Raw genomic sequence first — 24876 nt, 5'->3', positions numbered from 1 at the left:
GCGAGGGATCGCCCGCGCCGGCCGGCATGGAGTCACATCGCCAGCAGGACGTACGCGACCGGGACGGCGCCACTCACAGCCGCCAGGAACGCGGCGGCGAGGGTCACGAGTCGGTTCGTACGGACGCGCGAGATCGCGGTGTCGGGGGACGGGTGGGTCAGAGCGGTCATTGCTTCTCTCTCGTCGACTCGGTGCGGATCGTGCTGACACCAGGTGCATCGTGTCGATCCGGAGCTTCGTTCCCGCTGAGCAGGGTGTTCTGCCTCTCCTCGCCAGGGGGCTCCCACCGTCGGGTTCCGGCGCGTCGATCTCGTGGCGGACTCGTCGGCAGCGTCAGCCGCGCCCACGAGCCAGGCATCGCGGCCTCCCGTCCCGGGCCGTCCCGGCGACCCCGCGCGGCGTGCTGCGCCGCATCCGCACCGCCGAGGCCCGCCCGCACGTGCTCACCGCACCGGACCGGTCGACCCACGTCGCCTGGTGACCGCCGAGCCGGTGCCCGAGGTGGAACCGGCTCAGCGGTGGTCGTCCCGACCCCTCGGGCGCTCGTAGGGCACGTGTTCCTCCACGAGGTCCCATACGGCCCGGCCGATCGGGGCCGAGGCCTCGTCGTGGAGGTGGCCGACGATGCCCGCGGAACGGGACACGACGGCGAAGCCGCGGCAGACCCGCCAGGACAGACCGACGTCGGACAGGATCGCGGCGATCGCCCCGTCCGCGTTCACCGGCAGGTCCTTCCCGAACCGGTCGGCCGCCCGCTCTTGCAACGCGGTCAGCAACCGGATGTGCGGTGTGTCGTCGAGGCACTCCTCGGCCAGCGCGAACAGCACCGGTGTCCGCGGGTCGACGGGTCTGTGGAAGGGATGGCCTATGCCCGGCACCTTTCCTCCTGCACCGACCACTCCGTCGAGGTAGCCGTCGATGTCGTCCGTCTCCCTCAGCTCCTGCAGGACCTCCGCGCACTGCTCGATGGCACCGAGGAAGGTCTCACCCGCGCCCAGGATCCCCGCCGCGACGGCGCCCTGCAGTGCGCCCGGCGATCCGAGGTGCGTGAGCCGGGCGGCGAGCGCACTCGGGGTGATCCCGTGTTCGACGAGGGTGACCAGCGTGGCGTCCACCAACCGTGCCTCGCCCGCGGAAGGCAGCCGCCCCGTGATCTCCAGGTAGAGCATCGACGCAAAGTCGATCTTCCCGATCAGCTCCGTGCACAGGTCGTGGCCGCGAACCTCGATCCTGTCCGGCTCGCTGTGCCCCATGGTCTGTCGCAGGGCGCTCACTGGACCAGCAGTCCGGCGTCGACGGGCAGTGTCACACCGGTGACGTAACGGGCGGCGTCGGACACGAGCCAGGCGATGGCGTTACTGACGTCCACGGGCTGGATGACGTCGATCGGCAGCGCGTTGCCGAGGCCGCCGGAGAGCTTCCCCTCCGGCTGCGACGCGACGTACTCGTGGAATCCGTGCAGCATCGGGGTGTCGACACCGGTGGGGTGCACGGAGTTGACGCGGATGTCGTGGGGGGCGAGGAGGTTCGCGTACATCCGCATCGTGCCGACGACGCCGTGCTTGGCCGCGTTGTAGCCGAAGTTGCCGCCGTGAGTGCCCGCGATCATGGCCTTCAGGCCGGCCGCCGAGCTGGTGATCACGATGGCGCCGCCCGTGCCCTGCTCGATCATCCGCGGGGCCGAGAGACGGAGCGTGTGCCAGACCCCGGTGAGCATGATGTCCAGCGCATCCTTGAACGCTTCGACGTCCTTCTCCGGCGGAGAGTTGTGGAACATGACGCCTGCGTTCGCGACCACGATGTCCAGCCCGCCGAGCGTCGCTACGCCCTTCGCCAGCGCGGCCTCGATGTCGTCGGGGTTCCGGACGTCTCCCTTGTGGGTCACCACGCGCCGGTCGAGCGCCTCGACCTGTCGGGCGGTCTCGGCCAGGTCGGCCTCGGTGGACATCGGGTAGGCCACCGAGCCGACCTGCTCGCACAGGTCGAACGCGACGACGTCGGCACCCTGAGCCGCCAGCGTGACCGCGTGCGATCGACCCTGGCCCCGCGCTGCACCGGTGATGAAGGCGACCTTGCCGTCCAGCGTTCCCATGCCACTCCTAATTTGGTCCCACAAATCTGCGCTGCCGTCGCGCGACTCTGTGGTAGCACGCGCAGATCAGCATGTCCACCATGTAGTGCGGCGGCAATGAATCGTTCTGGACATATGCTGATTTGGTCTGCCATAGTCCGGCGGCAGCCCGGTGGACACCCGGGCGGGCTTCGAGGGAGAGGCGGAGGATGGACCTGACCGTCGGCGCGCTCACGGTGGCCGCCCTGAACGGCCGTGACAGCGAGCCCTGCCTGTACGACGACGGCGAACTACGCACGTACGCGCAGGTCCGGGCCCAGGTCAGCCGGCTCGCCCAGGCCATGGCCGAACGCGGCATCGGACGCGGGACCCGCGTCGTGGTGCTGGCGGGCAACCACCCCGCGACCGTGTGTTTCCTGGCCGCGACGTTCGTGGCGGGCGTGTGCGGCGGAGCGTTGGCCGCCAAGACATCGCGGGAGGACGCCCGGAACGCCCTGGTCGCGTCCGAGGCCGAGTTCCTGTGTGTCACACCGGAGTTCGCGGCGACAGCGGCGGCCCTGGCGTCGGAGATCCCCCGGCTCCGGGTTCTCTGTCTGGGGAGGTCCGACGGCGTCGAGGATCTGCTGGCGGCATCGGAGGCGTACGAGCCCCGCCCGCTGCGCGTGTCCGACGTGGCCGACCAGACTCCGGACGATCCGGTGCGTGTCGTGTTCACCGGTGGCACCACAGGCCGTTCGAAGGTCGTCCGGACCAGCAACCGGTCGAACGCCTGGATGACACTGATCCAGCTCATGGAGTGGGATCTGCCGTTCGCGCCGCGCACCTACGTCACGACCCCGATCAGCCACTCCGGCAAGACGATGGTGCTGTCGACCTGGCTGCGCGGCGGCTGCCTGTTCCTGCAGGACACATCCCGGTTCGACGCGGAGGGCTTCGCGGACTTCGTCGCCGAGCACGAGATCGAGGTGACGCTGCTGGTACCGACGATGATCTACCGGATCCTCGAGCTCCCGCCCGCGCGGGACGATCGGCTGGCGTGCCTGGACACCGTCTACTACGGCGGCGCCGCGATCTCGCCCGACCGGCTCGGTGAGGCGATCACCCGGTTCGGACCGCGGTTCGCGCAGTTCTACGGCCAGGCCGAGGCGCCCCTCACGGTGTGCGTGCTGCGGAAGGAGGACCACGTCCCGGGACGGTTGGACAGCTGCGGTCGTCCGGTTCCGTGGGTGGAGGTCCAGCTGCACGACGACGAGGGCCGCGAGGTGCCTGCGGGGGAGCCCGGTGAGCTGGTGGTCCGGGGCCCGCTGCTGATGGACGGCTACGTCGGCGCCCCCGAGGAGAACGCGCGGGCCCTGGCCGGGGGCTGGCTGCACACCGGCGACATCGCACGCCGCGGCGCCGGGGGATTCCTGACCATCGTGGACCGCAAGAAGGACATGATCATCACCGGCGGGTTCAACGTCTACGCCCGTGAGGTCGAGGACGTGCTGGCTCGCCACCCCGCCGTGGTCGAGGCCGCCGTCTACGGCATCCCCGACCCCGGCTGGGGCGAGCAGGTGCGCGCCGTGGTGACGACCACGGCTCCGGTCACCGAGGACGAACTCCGCGCGCACGTGCGGACCGCCAAGGGGGCGGTCCACGTGCCCAAGGAGATCTGGACGCTCGGTGAACTGCCGCTCACACCGGTCGGCAAGGTGGACAAGAAGGCGTTGCGGGACCTGCCCGCGTCCGCCGCCCGGCTTCCGGGGGGCGACCGTGTCTGACGGGCGTCTGGCCGGAAAGGTCGCCCTGGTATGCGGTGCGGGCCAGACCCCCGGCGCGACGATGGGCAACGGGCGGGCCACCGCCCTGCGGTTCGCGCAGGAGGGCGCGCTCGTCGCGGCCGCGGACCTGAACCTCGAGTCCGCAGAGGAGACCGCGGCGATGGTCCGCGCGGAGGGCGGCCGGGCGGTCGGTTTGCCGCTCGACGTCGCTGACGAAGGGTCGGTGCAGGAGGTGGTCGCCGCGACGACCGCGGAGTTCGGCCGACTGGACGTGTTGCACAACAACGTGGGGGTCAGCGTCGTCGCCGGCGACGCGGACCTCATGGACATCGAGCACGAGGCGTTGCACCGGATCCTGGCGATCAACCTCGAGGGCATGGCACTGACCTGCCGGACCGCTCTGCGGGTGATGCGGGGGCAGGGTAGCGGCTCGATCACCAACGTCTCGTCCATCGCCGTGCACTTCGACTACGCGCTCATCGGCTACCGCACGTCGAAGGCCGCGGTGATCACGCTGACCGAGAGCGTCGCGATCCGCAACGCGGCCTACGGGATCCGCGCCAACGTCATCGTCCCCGGTCTGATCGAGACCCCCACGGCGATCGACAGCAGGGTCGCGCGGGGTGCCGACCGCGAGCAGCTCCGGGCCGAGCGCAACGCCCGGGTGCCCCTGAAGGGCGGTATGGGCAGCGCCTGGGACGTGGCCAACGCGGCGCTGTTCCTGCACTCCGACGAGGCGAAGTTCGTCACCGGCGCGAAGCTGACGGTCGACGGCGGTCACAGCCTCGCGCTCACCTGATCCACACCCGAGACAGCCCTCGACGAGGAGGACCCGTGTCCGACGACGCCACCCCGATCCCGTCCGCACCCCCGCCCGAGCTCGTCGCCGCGGCCGACGGCCTGGTCCGCGAACGGTTGCGCTTCGGGATCCCGATCACCGTTGTCGGGCTCGGCTTCTACCTGGTCGTCGCGGCGACGGCCGGATTCACCGGGGTCCTGCACGGTGAGCTCGGCGGAGGGATGTCGGCGACGCTGCTGCTGCTCATGCTGCTGATCCCGCTCGTCTGGGTGCTGACCCTGCTCTACCGGCGTCGGGCCGACCGGTGGGACGCCCGGGCCGAGCAGATCCGGGCCGAGTTCGCCGAGGACCTGCGATGAGCGCGAGTCCCCTCACCCTCTCGGTCTTCGCCGCGATCATCGCGGTCACCCTCGGCATCACGTTCTGGGCGGGCAGGCGCAACTCCGGCGCCGGGGACCACTTCGTCGCCGGCGGGCAGCTGACCGGCTGGCAGAACGGTCTGGCCATCGTCGGAGACCTGCTGTCCGCCGCGACGCTGCTCGGCACGGTCGGGATCCTCGCGCTCAAGGGTGTGTACGGGTACTTCTTCACCGTCGGCGGGTCGATCGCCTACCTGCTCGTGCTGCTGCTGTTCGCGGAGCCGCTGCGAAATCTGGGCCGCTACACGATGGCCGACGTGCTGGCGAGCCGCTTCCGCTCGACGGCTGTCCGGGCGTCGATGGCCGTGAACTCCCTGATCGTCACGATCTTCTACATGGTGGCGCAGCTCGTCGCCGCCGGCGCACTGATCGGGCTGCTGCTGGGCATCCCCTACTGGGTGGCGGTGATCGTCGTCGGGCTCCTGATGACCGTCTACATCGCCGTCGGCGGCATGCTCGCCACCTCGTGGATCCAGATCGTCAAGGCCGTGCTCATCATGTCCTGCCTGCTCGTGATGACGGTGCTCGTGCTGGCGCGCTTCGGTTTCAGCCCGTTCGAGGTTTTCCGGGCCGCGCGGGCGGCGAGTCCCGTGAACCTGTTCGACTACGTCGGAGGGGTGCTGCCCGGACTGGAGCTGATGTCGGTCGCGATCGCGGTCGGCCTGGGTACCGCCGCCATGCCGCACATCCTCATCCGCTTCCTCACGGTGCCCGACGCCAAGGCCGCCCGCAGCTCGATGAACGTCGCACTCGTCCTGACCGGCATCGCGTTCCTCACCGTGCCGATCCTCGGGTTCGGCGCCGTGGCACTGCTCGGCACCGACGCGATCACCGGAGCCGACTCGGCGGGCAACCTCGCGACGCTGCAGCTGGCGGAACTGCTGGGTGGCCCGCTGCTCTTCGCCGTGGTCGCCGCCGTGGCGTTCGCGACCATCCTCGCCGTGGTCGCCGGCCTTGTGATCGCGGGCTCCGGAGCCCTGGCCCACGACCTCTACCACACGATCCTGCGCAAGGGCCGGTCCTCGGAGCGCGAGCAGGTCAACGCCGGCCGGACCACCGCCGTACTGATCTCCGGGGTCTCGATCCTGCTGTCCCTGGCGGCTCAGTCGGTCAACCTCACGGTGCTGAGCGCCGTCGCGGTCGTGGTCGCGGCCAGCGCGAACGTGCCGGTGCTGCTGCTCCTGCTGTTCTGGCGGCGGCTGAACACCCGCGGGGTGATCACCGGCATCACCACCGGCCTCGCCAGCTCGGTCCTGCTGATCGTCGTCGGCCCGCTGGTCCTCGGTGCGAACGCGCTCTACCCGCTCACCTACCCGACGCTGGTGTCGATCCCGCTGGGCTTCCTCGGCTGTTACCTCGGCACGGTTCTCGGGCCGCAGACGGTCCGGGACGACGAGGCCACCTACGAGGAGCTGCAGATCCGGGCGGCGATCGGACGTGCCCCGGCACACCAGGAGGAGTCCGTATGACCACGCGCACGGTTCCGCCCCTGGCCCATCCGGAGCGCCTGTACATCGACGGTAGGTGGACGGCCCCCGCCACCGACGGACGGTTCGACGTCGTCGACGCCGGCACCGGGGAGGTCTTCCTCCGGGTGGCCGAGGCCGTCGCGGCGGACGTCGTGCGGGCGGCGGCCGCCGCCCGCACGGCGTTCGACTCGGGCCCCTGGCCCTGGCTGACCCACTCCGAGCGGGCCGCTCACCTCCGGGCGCTCGCCGACGGCCTGGAGGCCCGCGCGGCCGACGCCGCCGGGATCTGGCCGCGGGAGTCCGGTGTCCTCCACTCCGCCGCACACCTGCGCGTCGCGGCTCTGCCCGGAGCGTGGCGCGGCTACGCAGCCCTCGCCGACAAGTTCCCGTTCGAGGAGCGGGTCCGGCCGACCGGCGGGGGTGGGTTCGGGCTGCTCGTGCGCGAACCGGTCGGGGTGGTCGCCGCGATCGTGCCCTGGAACTCGCCGCTCGCGCTGATCACGCACAAGATCGCGCCGGCGCTCCTTGCCGGCTGCACCGTCGTGCTCAAGGCCTCGCCGGAGGCGCCCGGCGCCGCCTATCTGATCGCGGAGATCGCCGACGAGATCGGTCTGCCGCCCGGTGTCCTCAACGTCGTCACCGCCGACCGTGAGGCCTCCGAGCTCCTGGTTCGCGATCCCGCCGTCGACAAGGTCTCGTTCACCGGCTCGACGGCGGCGGGCCGGCGGATCGCCGCGCTGTGCGGCGACCGGATCGCCCGGTACTCGCTCGAGCTCGGCGGCAAGTCCGCGGCTGTGGTGCTCGACGACGCCGACATCACGACCGCCGCGGCGACCCTGGCCGCCGCGGAGTGCAACCTCACCGGTCAGGCCTGTGCCTCCCTCACCCGCATCGTGGTGAGCAGGCACCGGCACGACGAGATGGTCGAGGCCCTGGCCGCCGCGTTCTCCGCCGTCCGTGTCGGGGATCCCTTCGACACGTCCAGCGAGATCGGTCCGCTCGCCACCGCCCGGCAGCGCGACCGTGTCGAGGGCTACATCGCACGCGGGATCGCCGACGGGGCGCAGCTCGCAGCAGGGGGCGGACGCCCCGCCCACCTCGACCGCGGATGGTACGTGGAGCCGACCGTCTTCGGCGGCGTGGACAACGGGTCGGTCATCGCGCAGGAGGAGATCTTCGGCCCGGTGCTCACCGTGATCCCGGCCGCCGACGAGGACGGTGCCGTCCGCATCGCGAACGACACGATCTACGGGCTCAACGCCTCCGTCTTCACAGCGGATGTGGACAAAGCCGCCGCCGTCGCCCGCCGGATCCGGTCGGGAACCGTGGGACACAACCATTTCCGGGCCGACTTCGGGATCGGCTTCGGCGGGTTCAAGCAGTCCGGTATCGGTCGCGAGGGCGGCGCCGAGGGGCTCAAGGCGTACCTGGAGACCAAGACAGTGATCCTGGAGGCCGTGCCGGCCGGCTCCGGCGCCGTCTAGGACCTCCACAGCCTCGTCCGGTAGGTGAACCGGTCGGGGTGGTACCAGTTGATCGTCAGCGCCAGGGGGACGTCCTGTGCGCCGAGATACATCCGGTCGATCCGGAGCGCGGCCAGGTCAGGGGCGAGCTCGATGGCCTCGGCGGCGTCCGGGGGAGGGGTCGAGACGGTGACACTCTGGTCGGCGCCCGCGACCAGACCCGGAAGGCGGTCGTCGGCGAGCCCCATGATCGGTGTTGCAGAGGTCGCGCCCACCGTGGTGAGCATCTCCACGTCGCCCAGAAGGGTCGCGAGCTCGGGTGTCATCGAGAGAATCGAATAGCTGATCGGCTCGTCCCCGTGCAGGCGCCGGGCGGTCACCTGGAACAGCGAATCGTGATCGAGCCGGAGGCGTCCTGCGACGGCGACGTCCACACATCGGTGGAGTGGCGTCAGGATCTCCAGACTTGTGTCCGCGGCCAGCCCGAAGAGGTCGTTGATCGTGCCGAGCGGACGGAGGAAGCGGTGGTCACCACCTTCGGCGACGAACGTGCCACGCCCCGGGACCCGGTAGATCGCGCCCTCGGCGACGAGCTCCTGCATCGCTCGGCGGACCGTGTTCCTACTCAGGGAGTGCCTCTCGGCCAGCTCGGCTTCGGTGGGAAGGCGCCTGCCATCGCGGTACTCGCCATGACGAATGGAGCTGCGCAATGCGTCCGCGAGATCGCGGAAAGCGGCGGGACGGACGGATTGTGACCGTTTCACACTGTCCACCTCTCCGTCGGCGGTCGCATTTCGGCTTCTTTCCCGTACCGTACATTATCGAGGTGTGCGGCCCGGTGAACCGTGCCCCGGCGGGCGGTCACGTCGATCTCGTCGTTCCGGTGGGAGCGATGGCCCGCCGACCTCGCTGTCGAGCGCACCGCGTTGCCCGGATGGTGACGCCGGCATCCCGGGAGGCGTACCTCGACCGGCCGGCGTTCGGCGCCGCGGACCGGGTCCCGGTCGTCGCGGGTCCGGGCACGGCGGTGACAATTGCGCCCACTCGAAGTAATGGCCGGACTCTCGGTGACGATTTCACTCGATGGGATGTTGCCGGGTGTGAATCGGCCGGACCCGTCCGGAGCGCGACCGGAACGCGACAGGAGATCTACCGTGCCGAGGAAGGCGGGAATGGTCGTCTCCCGTCGCGCCCCCCTCCACCGCTGCGGCCCCGGGGCATCGGGCCGCGGGGCCCGGCACGTCCCGATCGTCGTGTCGGCCGCCGTCCAGGACCCGGGTCGCAGGCGGCCGTGCCGGTACCGGGCGTGGGCCCGCAGCCATGGCACCAGCCGCCGGCGACGGGGTCGCCGCGGCGGCCGGCGCGGTCGCCGTCACCACCCGGGTGCTCGACGTGTTCGTCGCCAACGCCCTGGACCGGGCGGGCGCAGACCCGCCTGCGGCTCCTGACCTGTTGCGCCCGCCGGCGAGCCCTGCGCGGACGTGAACCGTCCGGGGCCGTTGTCACCCGTGGTCGGGCATCCGGTGCCGGCCGGGGTCGCGCATGCCGAGCAGCCCGGCCGCCAGCTCCGCGTAGTGGGCGCCGAGCTCGTCGGGGGTCCAGCGCCCGCCCGGCTCGTACCACCGTGCGACGTCGATGCCCAGCGAGAGGATCGCGGCGGTCGCGGCCCGCACGTCGGGAACCGACAGGACGCCCGCGGCCGCCCCGCGCCCGACCAGGTCGCGGACGGTCCGCTCGGTCTGCCGGCGCAGGTCGAGCACCTCGGCGCGATGGTCCCCGTCGAGCGCCCCCAGCTCGTACTGGACCACCCGCGCGAGCGTGCGGTGTTCGGCGTGCCACCCGGTGAAGGCGCGCACCAGGACGTCGAGTGCCCGTCCGGGGTCGGGGTCCGCGGCCGCCTCCCGCACCAGGGCGAGTGCCAGTGCGTGTCCGTGCCGGGCGAGGGCGAAGAGGACCTCCTCCTTGGAGGCGAAGTGGACGTAGAGGGCCGCGGTGCTCAGCCCGGAGCCCTGGGCGATGTGCCGGAGGCTGGTGCCGTGGAAGCCGCGCTCGGCGAACGAGTCCAGTGCCGAGGCGGCGATGCGGCGTTGCGTCGCGTTCGGCCACGCGGCCCAGGGGTCCTGTGCCGCGGGCATCGCCTTGACCGGATCCGTCACGGCTCCGTAGCTTACTGATCGATCAGTAAGTTGGTGGCCCGCCTGTGAAGGAACGACGATGCCGCACGCCCGCGACCTGATCCTGTCCCGGCAGGATCTCCACTTCCTCCTCCACGACTGGCTCGACGTCGAGGCGCTCACCACCCGTCCGCGCTTCGCCGACCACTCGCGGGAGACCGTCGACGCGGTGCTCGACCTGGCCGCGGAGATCGCCACCGAGAAGTTCGCCCCGCACAACCGGCGCAACGACGTCGAGGAGCCGGTGTTCGTCGGCACCGACGGTGTCGGCCGGGTGGAGCTGCACGACGAGGTCGCCCCCGCCCTCCGCGCGGCCGCGGAGGCCGGGTTGCTGTCCGCGACCATGGACGAGGCGGCGGGCGGGCTGCAGCTGCCGCACGTCGTCGGCGTGGCGGTGCAGGCGTGGTTCCACGCCGCCAACGTCGGAACCTGGGCCTACGCGATGCTGAGCGTCGCGAATGCGAACCTGCTGCTCGCCCTCGCGGACCCGGCCCTGGTCGAGCGGTACGTCCCGCCGATGCTGGAGGGCCGGATGCACGGCACCATGTGCCTGTCCGAGCCGCAGGCGGGGTCCTCGCTCGCGGACATCACCACGCGGGCCGAGCCCGCGCCGGACGGGACCTACCGGGTCACGGGCACCAAGATGTGGATCTCGGGCGGGGACCACGAGCTCGGCGAGAACATCGTCCACCTCGTGCTGGCGAAGGTCCCGGGCGGACCGGCCGGGGTCAGGGGGATCTCGCTGTTCCTCGTCCCGAAGATCCTTCCCGACGGCCGCCGCAACGACGTCGCGCTCGCCGGGGTCAACCACAAGATGGGCTACCGGGGCACGGTCAACACGCTGCTCGCCTTCGGGGAGTCCGGCGGCGCCGTCGGGCACCTCGTCGGCGCGGAGGGCCAGGGCCTGGCCGCCATGTTCCTCATGATGAACGAGGCCCGCGTCGGCGTCGGGGCCGGTGCCGCCGCCCTCGCCTGCACCGGCTACCTCAAGTCCCTCGACTACGCCCGGAGCCGGCCGCAGGGCCGGCCGGCGGGAGAGAAGGACCCGTCGTCGCCGATGGTGCCGATCGTCCGGCACGCCGACGTGCGCCGGATGCTCCTGGCGCAGAAGTCCTACGCCGAGGGCGCCCTCGCGCTGGTCCTCTACTGCGGCCGGCTCGTCGACGAGGAACGGACCGGCCCCGACCCGGAGGAGGCCCACCTGCTGCTGGAGACGCTGACCCCGATCGCCAAGAGCTGGCCGTCGCAGTGGGGGCTCGAGGCCAACGCGCTGGCGATCCAGGTGCAGGGTGGCTACGGCTACAGCCGCGAGTACGACGTCGAGCAGCACTACCGCGACAACCGGCTCAACGCGATCCACGAGGGCACCCACGGGATCCAGGCCGCGGACCTGCTGGGCCGCAAGGTCGTGATGGCCGGTGGGGCCGGGTTCGTCGCGCTCCGGAACCGGATCGCCGACACGATCGGCCGGGCCGGGGCCGACCCCGCGACGTCGGCGATGTCGGAGCAGCTGCAGGGCGCCCTCGACCGCCTCGTCGAGGTGACGGCGACCCTGCACGCCCACCCCGACGCCGAGGAACGCCTCGCCAACGCGAGCGTGTACCTCGAGGCGGCGGGGCACGTCGTCGTCGCGTGGCTGTGGCTGGACCAGGTCCTCGCCGCAGCCGGCCGGGACGACGACCTCGCCCGGGGCAAGCGGGCCGCGGCGCGGTACTTCTTCCGGTTCGAGCTGCCCCGGGTCGTGCCGCAGCTCGACCTGCTGGCGTCGCTGGACCGCACCACGCTGGACACCGACCCGGCCTGGCTCTGAGACGCGGCGGAGCCGCTGCCGCCGACGCCACGACCATCCCGCCGGGCGGTGCGTCGCTCACCCGGCGTGGCCGCCCGAGCGGTCCAGCCAGGCGGCGACCGCGTCGACGGACGCCCGGATGTGCGTGGCCATGAGCTCCCGGGCCCGGGCCCCGTCGCCGTCGAGGACCGCCTCGGCGATCGCGTCGTGCTCGGCGAGGTTGCGGGCCAGCAGGCGGGAGTTCCCCGCATAGGCTCCGAACGAGATGTTGTGGGGCAGCCGGCGCCTGAGCTCCGCGACGGTCAGCGACAGGTACTTGTTGCCGGCCGCCTCGAGGATCACCGAGTGGAACTCCCCGTTCGCCGCCGCCCACTCCTGCGCGACGTCCCCGTCGACCGTCCCGTCGACGACCTCGCGGAACCTGTCCCACGCCGTCCGCAACCGGGCCGAGAGCCGGTCGTCGATGCGGTCCGCCGCCCACTGCGCGGCCATCCCCTCGAGCTCGGAGCGGACCTCGCCGATCAGGCGGATGTCGCCCGGGGACTGGCCGTTCACCCGGGCCCCGCGGTTCGGCACGATCGTGACGACGTCGCGCTCCGCCAGGATGCGCAGGGCCTCCCGGACCGGTGTCCGGCTGATCTCGAACTCCTCGGCCACCGCGCTGTGTCGGATCCACGCGCCGACCGGGATCGTGCCGGCGATGATCCGGCTCTGCAGCGCCTCCGCGACCCGGTCGCTGAGCGAGAGCCCGTCGTCGGTGAGCAGGTCGGACTCCACGGCTTCCCCTGGGATCGAGCAGAAGGTGCAAGAAAGAACCTACTGCATCCCATTCAGCGCGCCGCGTCCTCCCAGACCTGACGGAGGAACGAGATCGCCGGCTCGACGACCGCCGGTGAGCCGAAGACGTCCGCCCCGTGCCCGGCGCCCTCCACCAGGGTCAGCTCGCTCCGCCCGCCGGCCCGGCGTACGGCGTCGTGCAGCAGCTCGCTCTGGCTGTGCGGCACGACCTCGTCGGCGGTGCCGTGGGCGAGCAGCAGCGGTGGGACCCGGGTGGCCCGTGCGGCGGCCGCCGGCAGCGACCCGTGCTCCAGCGGTGACAGGTCGCCCTCACGGGTCACCCCGAAGAAGTTGCAGGCCGTCGTCCACCACATGGCGAGCCGGTCGGGATCGGCGGGCTGTCCCAGCAGCGCCGGGAAGTCCACCGCAGGGTAGTGCAGGACCACCGCATCCATCGTCGCCGCGGCACCGGCGAGCTCCGGAACGGCGTGACCGATCGACGCGCCGTCGGTGAACGCGGCCCGGCCCACCAGGTAGGCGCCCGCGGAGCTGCCCCAGCCGGCGACGCGTGCCGGGTCGAGCCCGTACCGCCGGCCGTGCGCGCGGACCCAGCGCAGCGCCGTGATCACGTCCTCGACGGGTTCGGGGTACCGGGCCTCGCCGGACAGCCGGTAGGCCAGCGACACGACCGCGATCCCGTGCGACGGCAGCGTCCCCCACGGCCCCATGCGGGGCACGCCGGCGATGAAGGCGCCGCCGTGCGGGTAGAGCACGACGGGGAAGGGGCCGTCCCCGTCGTCGGGCACGTGCACGTCGACGGTCAGCGGCCGCCACCCCGGGATCGTCGCGACCGTGACGTCCGGATAGGACCGGCAGCGGGGGAGGGCTCGGACCTCCACCGGGTCGGCGAACCCGGGCGCGACCAGGTCGAACGGGCGGACGACCCCCGGGCGGGGCCGGTCGTCGTGGAGCACGGGATCACGTCCTTCTCGGGTCGTGGGTGGCGGGGCGGTGGTTCATCGGCCGACGGCGTAGCCCTGCGCCCCTCGCGGGTTCGCGGCCGCACCGACCAGGCCCGAGCGACGGTCGTGCCAGGCCGCGGAGAGCCGGCCGAGCGCCCAGTCGCCGGCCCGGGTCACCACGTGGCCGCGCGCCACCAGCTCGTCGACGACGGTGTCGCCGAGACGGTCCTCGACGCTCAGGCCGCCGGGTTCCCAGGCCCGCGGCCAGAAGCTGGAGACGTAGCCGGTGGTGTGGACCGCGGGTGCCTCGACGGCGTGCTGCGGGCTCGACCCACCGACGACCGTGCGGAGCAGGAAGCCGAGCTGCCACTGCTCCTGCTGGTCGCCGCCGGGGGTCCCGAGGGCGGTCCACCGGGAGCCGTCCCGGACCAGGGTCGGCGACAACGTCGTCCGGGGTCTCCGGCCCGGACCCAGCGCCGCCGGGCTGGCCGCGTCGAGCCAGGTCATCTGGAGCCGGGTGCCGAGACAGAACCCCAGTTCCGGGATCGCCGGACTCGACTGCAGCCAGCCGCCCGACGGGGTGACCGAGACGACCGCGCCCCACCGGTCGACGACGTCGACGTGGCAGGTGTCCCCGCGGGTCTCGCCGTCGTCGCGGACCGTCGGTTCGCCCGTGGTCACCGACGCGCCGGACTCCTCGGAGCCCGCTCGCCGCAGCGGTGGGAGCCACGGCCGGCGGGCGCCGGGCAGGTGCCCCGGGCGGAACTCGTGCGAGGCCACCTCCGCGACCTGCGTGCGCCGTGCCGCGGCGTACTCCGGCGAGAGCAGCGTCGCCAGCTCGTGGCGCGGCGTCGCGTGGCCGTACCAGGCGTCCCGGTCGGCCAGCGCCAGCTTGAGCGTCTCGGCGACCAGGTGGACGCCCTCGGCGGTGTCCGGGTCGAGCCGCGCGTCGCCGACGCCGTCCAGGACGGACAGCGCCTGCAGGAGTGCCGGGCCCTGGGTCCAGGGCCCGGCCTTGTACACCCGGTGTCCCCGGAACGTCACGCCCACCGGTTCCTCGAGGTGCGCGCGGAAGCCCGCCATGTCGGCACCGGTGAGCACGCCGTGGTGCGACGACCCCGACGAGTGCCGGTGCGCGGTCGTGGCGACGAACTTCTCCACGGCGTTCGCGACGAAGCCCCCGCCCCAGACCCGGCGGGCGTGCTCGATCACCCGGGCCCGGTCCGCGCCGGAGCCCGCACCGTGGACCGCCTCGTCCCGGATCCGGCGCAGGGTCGCCGCGTAGGTGGGGTTGGCCAGCACCTCACCCGCGACGGGCGTGCGGCCGTCGGGGAGCCAGAGCCGGGCCGACGACGGCCACCGGTCCCGGAACAGGTCGCTCACGGCGCCGATCACCGCCGCCGTCGTCGGGAGCAGGGGGACGCCGCGCTCCGCGTAGCCGATCGCGTAGTCGAGGACGTCGCCCAGCGGCCAGGTACCGAACCGGGCCAGCATCAGCAGCCACGCGTCCACGGCACCCGGGACGGCGGCGGCCAGCGCCCCGGCTCCCGGCACCGCGTCGAGCCCCTCGGCACGCAGGTGCCCGATGCTCGCCGCCGCCGGGGCGGGGCCCTGGCCGCAGACGACGCTCGGCTCGCCCCCGGCCGGCTTCACCAGGCCGACGAGATCGCCACCGGGGCCGTTGAGATGGGGTTCGACGACGTGCAGCACGAACCCCGCGGCGGTGGCCGCGTCGACCGCGTTGCCGCCCCGCTCGAGCACCGACTGCGCCGTCGCCGAGGCCAGCCAGTGGGTCGACGCCGCCATCCCGAACGAGCCGACGAGGTCCGGACGTGCCTGCATCGCGGTCATCCGCGACGTCCGCTCACCCGGGCGGCGGCCGCACCCGCGACCGCGGCCAGCACCACGACCACGGGCATGGAGGCGATCACCGGGGAGTCGCTCCCGGTGACCTCCTCGTAGTTCACGACGATCAGGAACAGCGCCGCGAGCAGGCCGAGACCGGCCAGGACCGGTGCCACGACCGTGGACCACGGCGAACCGGTGACGATGCCGCGGGCCCGGGCCGCGAGCAGGCTCACGCAGCAGCCCGCCATCATCGCGACCAGCGAGATCGAGGTGATCCCCGAGACCGCGGGGAACAGGTTCACCAGCGGGTCGGCCCCGGCCAGCGCGAACGGCACGAGCAGGACGACGGCGACGACGCCGACGACGACGCACCCGACGTACGGGGTCTGGTAGCGGCCGTGTGTGCGGGCCAGCGCCCGGGGCAGCAGGCCGTCGCGACCGAGCGCGAACAGGTAGCGGATCGCGAGGTTGTGGAAGGCCACCGCCGCGGCGAGGAAGCTGATCGCGATCAGCACGCCCAGCAGTGGTCCGGACCAGGGACCCAGGTAGCGGTCGGCGGCCTGCACGACCAGCGAGCCGGGATCCGCTGCGGCCGCGGCGGCGACGTCGTCGAACGCGGCGACGAGCGTCCAGGTGCCGAGGACGAAGACGCCCAGCAGGAGGCCGAGCGCCGCGTAGGTGGCGAGCGTGATGCTGCGGCTGGGCGCGTGGGTCTCCTCGCCGTAGGCGGCGGTGGCCTCGAAACCGCCGAACGAGAGGAGGCAGAAGACGAGGGTCAGGGCGAGCCCGGGGCCGAACCCCGCCGCCGGGGACAGCATCGCGCTGTTCGCCCACGCACCCGGACGCTCGACGAGGACCGCCAGCGCCAGCAGCCCGATGATGCCGAACTGCAGCACCGAGACGGTCGTCGTGACCCGCTGCGCGATCTCCACGCCCCGCAGCCCGAGCGCGACGGTGACCGCCAGCGCCCCCACCGAGAACAGCCACCAGGGCAGGTCCACCCCGGTCACCGACGACACGGCGAGCCCGGTGAAGTAGCCGGCGGCCGCCACCATGCCGCCCGCCGCGAGGGTGTAGGCGAGCGTCGCGACGAACGCGACGCTCCCACCGGCGCCCCGGCCGAGCCCGAAGGCCACGAAGGCCTGGTACGCGCCGGCGCAGGTCACGTGGCGTGCGAGCACCAGGTAGCCCGCCGAGAACACCGCCAGCAGCACCCCGGTCAGGATCATCACGAGCACGACGGCCGGGCCCACCCCCATGCCGAGGCTGAGCGAGATGTTCGACGACATCGCCGTCAGCGGCGCCGTCGCGGCGACCACCATGAACACCATGCCGGGCGCCCCGACGGCGCCCTTCCGCAGCTGTCCCGCGGCGGTCCCGCTCGTGGCCGTCACCGCGCACCGCCCGGTGCAGCCCCGGCGGCCGCCTCGGCCCGCCGCAGCAGGGCGTCCCGTCGTCCGAGGTCGGTCTCGGTCGCGGGGACCATGATGTTGCTGTTGCCGTCGACGCCGTCCTGGGCACGCTCGACCAGCGGGCGCTGGCGCGCCTCGTAGTCGGCGAGGGCGGCGGCGAGGTCGTCAGGGGACCGGGTCACGGCCTCGGCCAGGAACCGTGCCCCGGTCATGGCCAGGCTGGTGCCCATGCCGGAGAGCAGCGCGGCACAGTGTGCGGCGTCGCCGACGAGTGCGACCCGTCCACGGTGCCAGGAGGCCATCCGGGTCTGGCTGATCGAGTCGAAGTAGAAGCCGGGGGAGTCCGGGTCCCGCAGCGACTCCCGCAGTCGGGGCATCTGCCAGGCGTCGTCGCCGGCGAGGACGTCGCAGACGATGTCCCGCTGCGCGGCGAGGTCGTGGACGTCGTAGCTCAGCCGTGGACTCCGGAACATCGTCATCCCGAGCGGACGGTCGGTGTCGTCGCGGACGAACGCCGTCCGTCCCGGGGCGCTGTACATGCCCGGGGCCCACCGTCGCCGGGGGTCCAGGGACACCAGGGCGACGTAGAGGCCCAGGTGACGGACGAACCTCTCCTCCTCGCCGAAGACCATCCGGCGCACCGCGGAGTGGAGTCCGTCCGCGCCGACGACGAGGTCGTACCGCTCGGCCGACGCCGGTGTCGTGACGGTGACGCCGTCCTCGTCCTGGACGATCCCGGTGATCTCGGTGCCGAAGACCAGGCGGGCGCGGGAGCCGAGGGAGTCGACGGCGTCCCGGAGGGCGGCGCCGAGCCGGTCGCGGCCGATCTCGACGTCGTCCGGGCTCTCGTTGCCGAACCAGGCGATGGCGAACCGGCCCCGGACGGCGCCGTCGGCACCCACGACGTCGTACGGTGCCGGGGGCCGGATCTGCTCGGCGCGGATCCGGTCGAGGATCCCCATCCGCCGGGCGGTGTCGAGTGCGGGGCCGCGGACGTCGATCGGTGCGCCGCCCCGCCGGATCCCCGGCGCCCGTTCGACGACGGCCACGTCGTGGCCGAGGCGGGCGAACCAGTAGGCGGCCGAGAGTCCCGCCATGGCGGCGCCGCAGATCAGTACCTTCATCCGAGCGCTCCGATCAGGACGGGGGATCGTCGGGCCCGGCGGTCGACAGGCCCGGGTGGCTGATGCGGCCGCGGTCGTTGGTCTGCGCGTCGAGGGTCACCGGGCTCGGGGACTCCTCGCCGATCAGCTCGACGACGTAGTGGGTGACCGCCGTGGAGCCGGCGTTCCGGATCCGGTGCGGGGTCATCGGTCCGCCCGACCCGACGGTCTTGAACATGCAGAAGCCCGGCTCGGCCGACTGGCGCACCGGCCAGGTGTCGTCGCCGAGCTCCTGAGCCTCCGCCTCGCCGGCGTCCGGCCAGATCACCAGGTGGTCGTGGTGGTGCTGGTGGAAGTCGAACATCCCTCCGTCGGCCTCGAGGGTCATCGACCACACGCGCACCCGGTCGTTCTCGAAGATCAGGGTGTCGCCGGGGGTGGGTGGGTAGGAACTCACGGCTCTCCTTCACTCAGGTGCGATGCAATGTAGCTAGTAATGGATGCAATGTGAAGGTGTCCGGTCGCGCCGGTTGCGGAGGGAGCCCGACCCACCGGTTCCGGGCGGCGGCAGGAGCGACGGGCACGGAGGGCATGGCCACGGCGTGGCCGCGGCCCTGCGCGACGACGTCGGCACGCCACGACGGGACGCCCGGCCGTCGGCGCCCGGCGTGCCCGGCCGGGGCGGGACCGTCCGCTCCCGTGGCCCGGTCAGGCGGGCCGGCGGGTGAACTCGTTCCGCAGCGACACGATGCGGCCGTCCGGTCCGACGGTCGCGCACTCGACCCCGGCCGCCGTGACGACGGAGCCGTCGGCGACCCGCGCCGCGCACGCCCACGTCGCCTCCTCCCGGCCGTCGGCGAGGACCCTGGTGTTCCAGTAGTGCGTGGCCTCGACGTGGACGGTGACGGAGTCCCGGTACAGCTCGCGCAGGGCGTCGCGGCCGCGGACGGGGACGTCGTCGAGCTGCACCACGGCGTCGGGGGCGAAGACGTCGAGGAGGTCGTCGAGGGCACCGTCGTCGGCGACGGCCCGGTCGGTCGCGGCGATGTAGCGGTCGAGGGCGAGCGGCGGTGTCGCGGGCATGTCGATCTCCTTCACGGAGGTGCTGGTCGTGGACGGGATCCGGACGCGACGATACGGGACCGTCCCGTCCCACCGTACGGGCGTCGCCGTCCCTGACGTCGCCCGGTAGCGCCGCATCGCGGTCGTGGGGACTCCGGAGGGGCCGTCCACCCCGCCGGTTCACCTGCCGTTGCGAAGTAGTTTGCAAGTAGTGCCCTGTCTGCAAGACATCGTGCAGCTAGCGTCTCCCGCGTGTCGCTCCGTGCCGTCATCGACGAGAACCGATCCCGCCTCTCACCGGCCGATCTCGCCGTCGTGGACGTCCTGCTGTCGCATCCGACCGAGGCGGCGTTCCTCCCCGCCGAGCAGGTGGCCGGACGCGCGGGCGTGCACGTGGCGGCGGCGACCAGGCTGGCGAAGAAGCTCGGCTACACCGGCTACCCGCAGCTGCGGTCGGCGTTCCAGTCCGAGCTGGTCGTCGGGACGGACGCGGCCGAGCGGGTGCGCCGCAGGCTGGACCGCTCGGACGACGTGCTGGCCGACCTCGTCGAGGACGAGGCGGACGCGCTGCGGGCGCTCCCGCGCGCCGTCGGCGGTGCGGAGATCGACGATGTCGCCGGCCGGATCCTCGCCGCGCGCCGCACCCTCGTCTACGCCCGGGGCAACGCCACCGTGCTCGGCGGGATGCTGGTCCGGCGGTTGCGCCGCTTCGGCCTGCCGGTCGTCGAGCTGCCGGGCTCGGACCGGGACCTGGCCGAGGAGCTGATCTCGCTCGACCCCGGCGACCTCGTGGTCGCACTGGCCTTCCGCCGCGCGCCCCGCACCCTGCCCCCGCTGCTGGCCACCGCCGAGGAGATCGGGACCCCGGTGGTGCTGCTGACCGACGTCCTCGGGGGTGCGGGCGGCGGATCGCCCACGGTGCTCGTCGCACCGCGGGGCAGCGGGCGCGAGTTCCAGTCCCTCACCGCGCCGATGGCCGTGGTGAACGCACTCGTCCTCGGCATCGCCCGGCTCGCCGAGGACCGCACCACCGCAGCGCTGCGGAGGCTCGACGACCTGCTCGACCGCTTCGACTCCTGACACCCTCACCGCACGCGGAGAACCCCATGTCGCAGCTCCTCGCCCGCACCCTGGCAGCCACCGCCGTCCTGTGCCTGACCCTCACCGCCTGCGGTGGCGGGGTCCCGGACACCGGCGCACCGGCCCCGGCCGCGCCCGACCCGCTCGACACCGCCCCGACCGCCGAGCTCGTCGAACGGGCGCGACAGGAGGGGCAGGTCGTCGTGTACTCCTTCACCAGCCGGATCGCGCAGGTGGAGGCCGAGTTCGAACGCACCTACCCGGGTGTCGACCTGCTCGCCACCGACATCTCCTCCACCGAGCAGATCGCCCGGATCCGGGCGGAGGCCGAGGCCGGCAGCCCGGGCGCGGACGTCGCGTACCTGTCCGACGCGCCCGTCGTGCTCGACGAGCTGCTCGCCGACGGCATGGTCCGCAACTACGTGCCGCCCCGGATCGCCGGCTCGGTGCCGGACCGGTTCCGGGAGCCGTTGCTCGCGAGCAGGCTGTCGACCAAGACGCTCATGTACAACGAGGAGACGCACCCCGCCGGCCCGCCGGTGACCAACCTCTGGGAGCTGACCGACCCGCAGTGGCGGGGCCGGGTCGTGATGGTCGACCCGCAGGTCCGTGGCGACTACCTCGACCTCATGACCGAGGTCGTCCTGCGCTCGCCCGAGATGGACGAGGCGCACCGGGCGCTGCGCGGTGGCCCGGTCGTCCTCGGTGACGGTATCGGGTCGGCGGGGGAGCAGTGGATCGCCGACCTCTACGCCAACGACGTCGTGCTGGTCGGGGACACCGACGAGGTGAACGCCGCCGTGGGTGCGCGCGGCCAGCAGGAGCCGCCGGTCGGTTTCACGACCTACTCCGACCGCCGCGACAACGAGGACGAGAACCGCGCGCTGCAGGCCGCGACCGGGGTCGCCCCGGCCCCGGGGATCGCGTTCCCCGCCCTGCTCGGGGTCACCCCGGACGCCGCACACCCGGCTGCCGCGCGGCTGCTCGTCGACTTCCTCATGGGCGACGGCTCGCCGGACGGCGGCCCCGGGTTCGCGCCCTTCTACGTGCCGGGGGACTACCCGACCCGCACGGACGTCGTCCCGCCGTCCGGGGCGGTGCCGCTCGCCGAGCTGGGTGCCTGGACGATCGATCCCGCCGTGGTCGCCGGCCGTCGCGGCGACGTGGCCGACCTGATCCTCACCCTCGGATGACCGCGCCCACCCTCGCCCCACCGGGAGCACCGCCTCCACCGGGCCCGCCGGCGGCCGGCCTCCTGCGCCGGCTGGTCACCGATCCGGTCGCCCGGCTCGGGACGCTCGTCGCCGCCGGCCTCACGATGCTCGTCGTCGTCCCGATGGTGGGGTTGGTCGCGTCCACACTCCGCCCGACCGGGCGCGAGGCATGGTCCGACGTCCTGACCGGCCGGCTGGCGGGCAGTCTGCTCTGGGAGCCCCTGGGGAACTCGCTGCTCGTCGGTACCGCGACCGCCGCCGGGTCGGTGCTGCTCGGCGGCGGGCTGGCGTGGCTCGTCGTGATGACCGACGTCCCGTTCCGGCGCACCATCGGCCTGCTGGCCACCGTCCCGTTCGCGCTGCCCAGCTTCGCGCTGGCGCTGGCCTGGGAGACGGTGTTCCGCAACGACCTCGTCGGCGGCCGGGTCGGTGTGCTGGCCGATCTCGGTGTCGCCGTGCCGGACTGGCTGGCGTGGGGACCGGTGCCGGTGGCCGCGACGCTCGTGGCGCACTACTTCTCGCTGTCGTTCCTGCTCGCCGCCGCCGCGCTCGCGACGGTCAACGGCGAGCTGATGGAGGCGGCGGCGATGACCGGTGCCGGGCGTCTCCGCATCGCCCGCTCGATCGCGCTGCCCGTGGTCGCGCCGGCCCTGCTCTCCGGCGGGCTGCTGGCGTTCGCCGAGGGGGTCGGCAACTTCGCCTCGCCGGCGCTGCTGGGGCTGCCCGTCCGGTTCCACACGCTGTCCACCCGGCTGCACGGCGCCGTCGTCACGGGCCAGGTCGAGCGCGGGTACGTGCTCTCGATCGTGCTCGTCGCGGTCGCGGCGACGATCCTCCTCGCCGGCAACCGGGTCGTCGGTGGCCGGCGCTCCTACGCCACCATCGGCGGCAAGGGCGGACGGCGGACGCTCGTCGGGCTCGGACCCTGGCGGGTGCCGCTGACGGCCGCCGCGGTCGGGCTGTGCCTGGCCACCAGCGTGCTGCCCGGCCTGGTGCTCCTCGCGACCAGCTTCGCCCGGCGCACCAACTCGTTCACCGGCGGCTTCACGCTGCACTTCTGGACGGGCGCCTCGGACCCGGCGTTCGCCCAGGGGCAGCGCGGGGTGCTGCGCGACCCGCAGATCGTCGAGGCGGTCCTGACCACCGTCGGGCTCGGGCTCGCGGTGGCGCTCGCCGCGACCGTGCTGGGCACGGCCGTCGGCTACGTCGGCGTCCGGCTGCGTGGCGCCCGGCCGGTGACCGGGGCGCTGGCGCTGCTGTCCTACCTCCCGTTCCTGGTGCCGGGCATCGCGCTCGGCGCCGCGTTCATCGCCCAGTTCGGACGCCCCGTCGGCCCGCTGCCCGCGCTGTACGGGACGTTCGTGCTGTTGGTGATCGCCGGGACGGCGTACACGTTGCCGTTCGTCGCGCAGGCGGGTCGCAGCGCCGTCGGGCAGATCTCGCCGGACGTCGAGGAGGTCGCCGTCATGGCGGGTGCCGGGCTGGCCCGCCGCGGCGCACGGATCGTGGTGCCGCTGGCGGCACGCGGGCTGCTGGCCGGGGCGGCGCTCGTCTTCGTCAACATCGTGCGGGACCTGTCGCTGGTGGTCCTGCTGGTGACGCCGGCCCTGCCGCTGCTGTCGGTGCTGACCTACCGCTACGCCGCCGAGGGCTTCGCCCAGTTCGCCAACGCCATCACAGTGATCATCGTCGTGCTCTCGGTCGGGGCCACCGTGCTCGCCCGCAGGCTCGAGCGCACCGCACGACCGTGGGAGGAGACCGGATGAGCGGGATCAGGCTGACCGGGATCGGCAAGAGGTTCGGCGGTGTGCCGGCCGTCGACGGCATCGACCTGGAGGTGCCCGACGGTGCGTTCCTCGTCCTGCTCGGACCGTCGGGCTGCGGCAAGACGACGACGCTGCGCATGCTCGCCGGGCTAGAGGACCCGACCGCGGGCGAGATCCGGTTCGGCGACCGGGTCGTCGCGGGACCCGGCGGGGTCGTCCCGCCGGGCCGGCGCGACGCGGGCCTCGTCTTCCAGAGCTACGCCCTCTGGCCGCACATGACGGTGCGTGCCAACGTCGCCTGGCCGCTGACCGTGGCCAGGACGCCCGCCGCGGAGCGCGACGCCCGGGTGGACGAGGTGCTGGACCTGCTCGCGATCGGCCCGCTCGCCGACCGCTACCCGGGCGAGATCTCCGGTGGACAGCAGCAGCGCGTCGCGATCGCACGGATGATCGGAACCCGCCCGTCCGTCCTCCTGTTCGACGAACCACTGTCCAACCTGGACGCCAAACTGCGTGTGGAGACCCGCGCGGAGCTGCTCCGCGTGCACCGGTCGACCGGGGCGACCAGCGTCTACGTCACCCACGACCAGATCGAGGCACTGACGATGGCCACCCACGTCGCCCTGATGCGCGACGGCCGCATCGAACAGTTCGGGCCGCCCTCGGCGCTGCTCGACGATCCCGCCACCGACTTCGTCGCGACGTTCATGGGCACTCCCGCGGCGAACGTCCTCGACGCCGTCGCGGTGGACGGGCGGCTGGACCGGGGCGGCGTCGACCTCGGGCCGGCGGGCCCGGTCGGGCCCGGCGCGGCGGTGCGGGCCATGTACCGGCCGGAGTCGCTCCGTCTCGGTCCGGCCGACGCTGCCGGACCGGCGTTGCCCGTCGAGTTCGCCGAGGCCACACCGCTCGCCGGGCGCGTGGTCGTCACCGGGTTCCACCAGGGGACCCGGCTGTCGGTCGTCACCGACGAGGTCCCGGCCGCCGGTCCCGGTGACCCGCTACGGGTCCTGGTGCCGGACCGGCCGGACCGTCTCTTCGACGCGGTGACCGGCCTGCGGATCGCGTCGTGAGACTGGTGCTGGTGCGGCACGGTGAGACCGCGTGGAACGCCGGCCACCGGCTGCAGGGCGACGCCGACGTACCGATGTCCGACAGCGGCCGCGCGGGCGTGCGCGCCCTCCGTCCGGTGCTGGACGTCCACGGGGCCGACCACGTCGTCGTCTCGCCGCTGGGCCGCACCCGCGAGACGGCCGAGCTGCTCGGCCTGTCCACCGCCGGGACCGACGCCCGCTGGCGGGAGGCCCACCTCGGGGAGTGGACCGGGCGGTCGGTCCCGGACCTGCCTGCCGACCGGTACGCGGAGTGGCGCGCGGGCCGGGCCGCGCCCCCGGGCGGGGAGTCGTTCGCCGAACTGACCGAGCGGGTGCTCGCCGGGCTGGCCGATCTCCCCGGGGAGGGGACGACGGTCGTCGTCTCCCACGGCGGCCCGATCCGCATCGTCCTGCGGCACCTGGTGGGGCTGCCACCGGAGAAGCTTGTCCCGGTCGGTCCGGCGACGCTGACCGTCGTCGACCGGTCCGGGGCGCTCGACCGGCTGCACGCCTACAACATCGGGGGTGTGCGGACGGCCGGCGCCGAGCCGTCCGAGTAGCCGGCCGCGCCGCCGGGGGCACGCTCGGTGCACCCGAGGCGGTCGTCGGCG

At 73.2% G+C, this 24876-nt stretch carries 24 protein-coding genes; 12 read left to right on the top strand and 12 right to left on the bottom strand.

The features are described from left to right. Positions 1-32 precede the first annotated feature (32 nt). The 3 genes from PP1_RS03840 to PP1_RS03830 all read right to left on the bottom strand — a co-directional run bounded on the left by PP1_RS03840 (position 33) and on the right by PP1_RS03830 (position 2092). A complete protein-coding gene (locus tag PP1_RS03840; RefSeq protein WP_010223663.1) occupies positions 33-170 on the bottom strand; it encodes a hypothetical protein in 138 nt (45 codons plus the stop codon). 342 nt (positions 171-512) lie between these two features. Next, on the bottom strand, positions 513-1274 hold the full coding sequence (locus PP1_RS03835; RefSeq protein ID WP_010223665.1) for a citryl-CoA lyase: 762 nt from the start codon (positions 1272-1274) through the stop codon (positions 513-515). Continuing rightward, positions 1271-2092 carry a mycofactocin-coupled SDR family oxidoreductase gene (locus PP1_RS03830; protein ID WP_010223667.1) on the bottom strand — a complete coding sequence of 274 codons (822 nt, stop codon included), beginning with the start codon at positions 2090-2092 and terminating at the stop codon, positions 1271-1273. The genes PP1_RS03835 and PP1_RS03830 overlap by 4 nt, the downstream gene beginning before the upstream one ends. A gap of 188 nt (positions 2093-2280) precedes the next feature. Between PP1_RS03830 and PP1_RS03825 the strand changes: the two genes are divergently transcribed. Genes PP1_RS03825 through PP1_RS03805 form a run of 5 tightly spaced genes read left to right on the top strand, consistent with a single transcriptional unit; the run spans position 2281 to position 8005 of the window. Then, positions 2281-3834 carry an AMP-binding protein gene (locus tag PP1_RS03825; protein WP_010223669.1) on the top strand — a complete coding sequence of 518 codons (1554 nt, stop codon included), beginning with the start codon at positions 2281-2283 and terminating at the stop codon, positions 3832-3834. Continuing rightward, positions 3827-4633 carry an SDR family NAD(P)-dependent oxidoreductase gene (locus tag PP1_RS03820; RefSeq protein WP_029239111.1) on the top strand — a complete coding sequence of 269 codons (807 nt, stop codon included), beginning with the start codon at positions 3827-3829 and terminating at the stop codon, positions 4631-4633. Before PP1_RS03825 ends, PP1_RS03820 begins: the two co-directional genes overlap by 8 nt. Before the next feature lie 35 nt (positions 4634-4668). After that, positions 4669-4992, top strand: coding sequence for a DUF485 domain-containing protein (locus tag PP1_RS03815; RefSeq protein ID WP_010223675.1), 324 nt, complete (start codon positions 4669-4671; stop codon positions 4990-4992). Next, a complete protein-coding gene (locus PP1_RS03810; protein ID WP_010223677.1) occupies positions 4989-6521 on the top strand; it encodes a solute symporter family protein in 1533 nt (510 codons plus the stop codon). The genes PP1_RS03815 and PP1_RS03810 overlap by 4 nt, the downstream gene beginning before the upstream one ends. Beyond that, positions 6518-8005: an aldehyde dehydrogenase gene (locus tag PP1_RS03805; protein ID WP_010223679.1), complete on the top strand. Its 1488-nt coding sequence runs from the start codon at positions 6518-6520 to the stop codon at positions 8003-8005. Before PP1_RS03810 ends, PP1_RS03805 begins: the two co-directional genes overlap by 4 nt. On the opposite strand, the gene PP1_RS03800 is transcribed toward PP1_RS03805, so the two are convergent. After that, on the bottom strand, positions 8002-8757 hold the full coding sequence (locus tag PP1_RS03800) for a GntR family transcriptional regulator (RefSeq protein WP_029239112.1): 756 nt from the start codon (positions 8755-8757) through the stop codon (positions 8002-8004). The genes PP1_RS03805 and PP1_RS03800 overlap by 4 nt on opposite strands. 547 nt (positions 8758-9304) lie before the next feature. Between PP1_RS03800 and PP1_RS03795 the strand changes: the two genes are divergently transcribed. Then, positions 9305-9469 (top strand): hypothetical protein, encoded by a 165-nt coding sequence (locus PP1_RS03795; RefSeq protein WP_010231933.1) that lies wholly within the window; start codon positions 9305-9307, stop codon positions 9467-9469. Between the two features lie 17 nt (positions 9470-9486). Here PP1_RS03795 and PP1_RS03790 read toward each other — a convergent pair whose 3' ends face one another. Continuing rightward, entirely contained in the window at positions 9487-10140 is a 654-nt protein-coding gene (locus PP1_RS03790; protein ID WP_010231931.1) for a TetR/AcrR family transcriptional regulator, read from the bottom strand. 58 nt (positions 10141-10198) lie between these two features. Between PP1_RS03790 and PP1_RS03785 the strand changes: the two genes are divergently transcribed. Further along, entirely contained in the window at positions 10199-11968 is a 1770-nt protein-coding gene (locus PP1_RS03785; protein ID WP_010231928.1) for an acyl-CoA dehydrogenase, read from the top strand. Positions 11969-12025: 57 nt separating this feature from the next. On the opposite strand, the gene PP1_RS03780 is transcribed toward PP1_RS03785, so the two are convergent. From PP1_RS03780 to PP1_RS03750, 7 genes are all read right to left on the bottom strand, one after another. Further along, positions 12026-12724, bottom strand: coding sequence for a GntR family transcriptional regulator (locus tag PP1_RS03780; RefSeq protein WP_010231925.1), 699 nt, complete (start codon positions 12722-12724; stop codon positions 12026-12028). A gap of 53 nt (positions 12725-12777) precedes the next feature. Then, positions 12778-13698: an alpha/beta hydrolase gene (locus PP1_RS03775; RefSeq protein ID WP_010231921.1), complete on the bottom strand. Its 921-nt coding sequence runs from the start codon at positions 13696-13698 to the stop codon at positions 12778-12780. A 42-nt stretch (positions 13699-13740) separates the two neighbouring features. Beyond that, complete coding sequence (locus PP1_RS03770; RefSeq protein WP_075314171.1) at positions 13741-15537, bottom strand: gamma-glutamyltransferase family protein; 1797 nt, start codon at positions 15535-15537, stop codon at positions 13741-13743. Then, positions 15534-16928 (bottom strand): APC family permease, encoded by a 1395-nt coding sequence (locus PP1_RS03765; protein WP_010231912.1) that lies wholly within the window; start codon positions 16926-16928, stop codon positions 15534-15536. Before PP1_RS03765 ends, PP1_RS03770 begins: the two co-directional genes overlap by 4 nt. Beyond that, a complete protein-coding gene (locus PP1_RS03760) occupies positions 16925-18070 on the bottom strand; it encodes an FAD-dependent monooxygenase (protein WP_075314172.1) in 1146 nt (381 codons plus the stop codon). Before PP1_RS03760 ends, PP1_RS03765 begins: the two co-directional genes overlap by 4 nt. 13 nt (positions 18071-18083) lie before the next feature. Further along, the gene (locus PP1_RS03755; protein WP_010228702.1) at positions 18084-18506 is read right to left on the bottom strand and encodes a hypothetical protein; all 423 of its coding nucleotides are present in this window, start codon (positions 18504-18506) and stop codon (positions 18084-18086) included. A gap of 251 nt (positions 18507-18757) precedes the next feature. Further along, complete coding sequence (locus PP1_RS03750; protein ID WP_029239464.1) at positions 18758-19132, bottom strand: nuclear transport factor 2 family protein; 375 nt, start codon at positions 19130-19132, stop codon at positions 18758-18760. Between the two features lie 231 nt (positions 19133-19363). Between PP1_RS03750 and PP1_RS03745 the strand changes: the two genes are divergently transcribed. Genes PP1_RS03745 through PP1_RS03725 form a run of 5 tightly spaced genes read left to right on the top strand, consistent with a single transcriptional unit; the run spans position 19364 to position 24825 of the window. Then, positions 19364-20191 carry a MurR/RpiR family transcriptional regulator gene (locus PP1_RS03745; RefSeq protein WP_010228706.1) on the top strand — a complete coding sequence of 276 codons (828 nt, stop codon included), beginning with the start codon at positions 19364-19366 and terminating at the stop codon, positions 20189-20191. A 26-nt stretch (positions 20192-20217) separates the two neighbouring features. Further along, complete coding sequence (locus PP1_RS03740; protein ID WP_010228708.1) at positions 20218-21384, top strand: ABC transporter substrate-binding protein; 1167 nt, start codon at positions 20218-20220, stop codon at positions 21382-21384. Then, complete coding sequence (locus PP1_RS03735; protein WP_010228710.1) at positions 21381-23171, top strand: ABC transporter permease; 1791 nt, start codon at positions 21381-21383, stop codon at positions 23169-23171. Before PP1_RS03740 ends, PP1_RS03735 begins: the two co-directional genes overlap by 4 nt. Continuing rightward, a complete protein-coding gene (locus PP1_RS03730) occupies positions 23168-24244 on the top strand; it encodes an ABC transporter ATP-binding protein (protein ID WP_010228712.1) in 1077 nt (358 codons plus the stop codon). The genes PP1_RS03735 and PP1_RS03730 overlap by 4 nt, the downstream gene beginning before the upstream one ends. Then, on the top strand, positions 24241-24825 hold the full coding sequence (locus PP1_RS03725; RefSeq protein WP_075314173.1) for a histidine phosphatase family protein: 585 nt from the start codon (positions 24241-24243) through the stop codon (positions 24823-24825). Before PP1_RS03730 ends, PP1_RS03725 begins: the two co-directional genes overlap by 4 nt. Positions 24826-24876: the final 51 nt, after the last annotated feature.

The organism is Pseudonocardia sp. P1 (assembly GCF_000178675.2).
GTDB lineage: Bacteria > Actinomycetota > Actinomycetes > Mycobacteriales > Pseudonocardiaceae > Pseudonocardia.
Note: the sequence above shows the minus strand (reverse complement) of the source record. Positions and strands in the feature narration are given on the sequence as shown.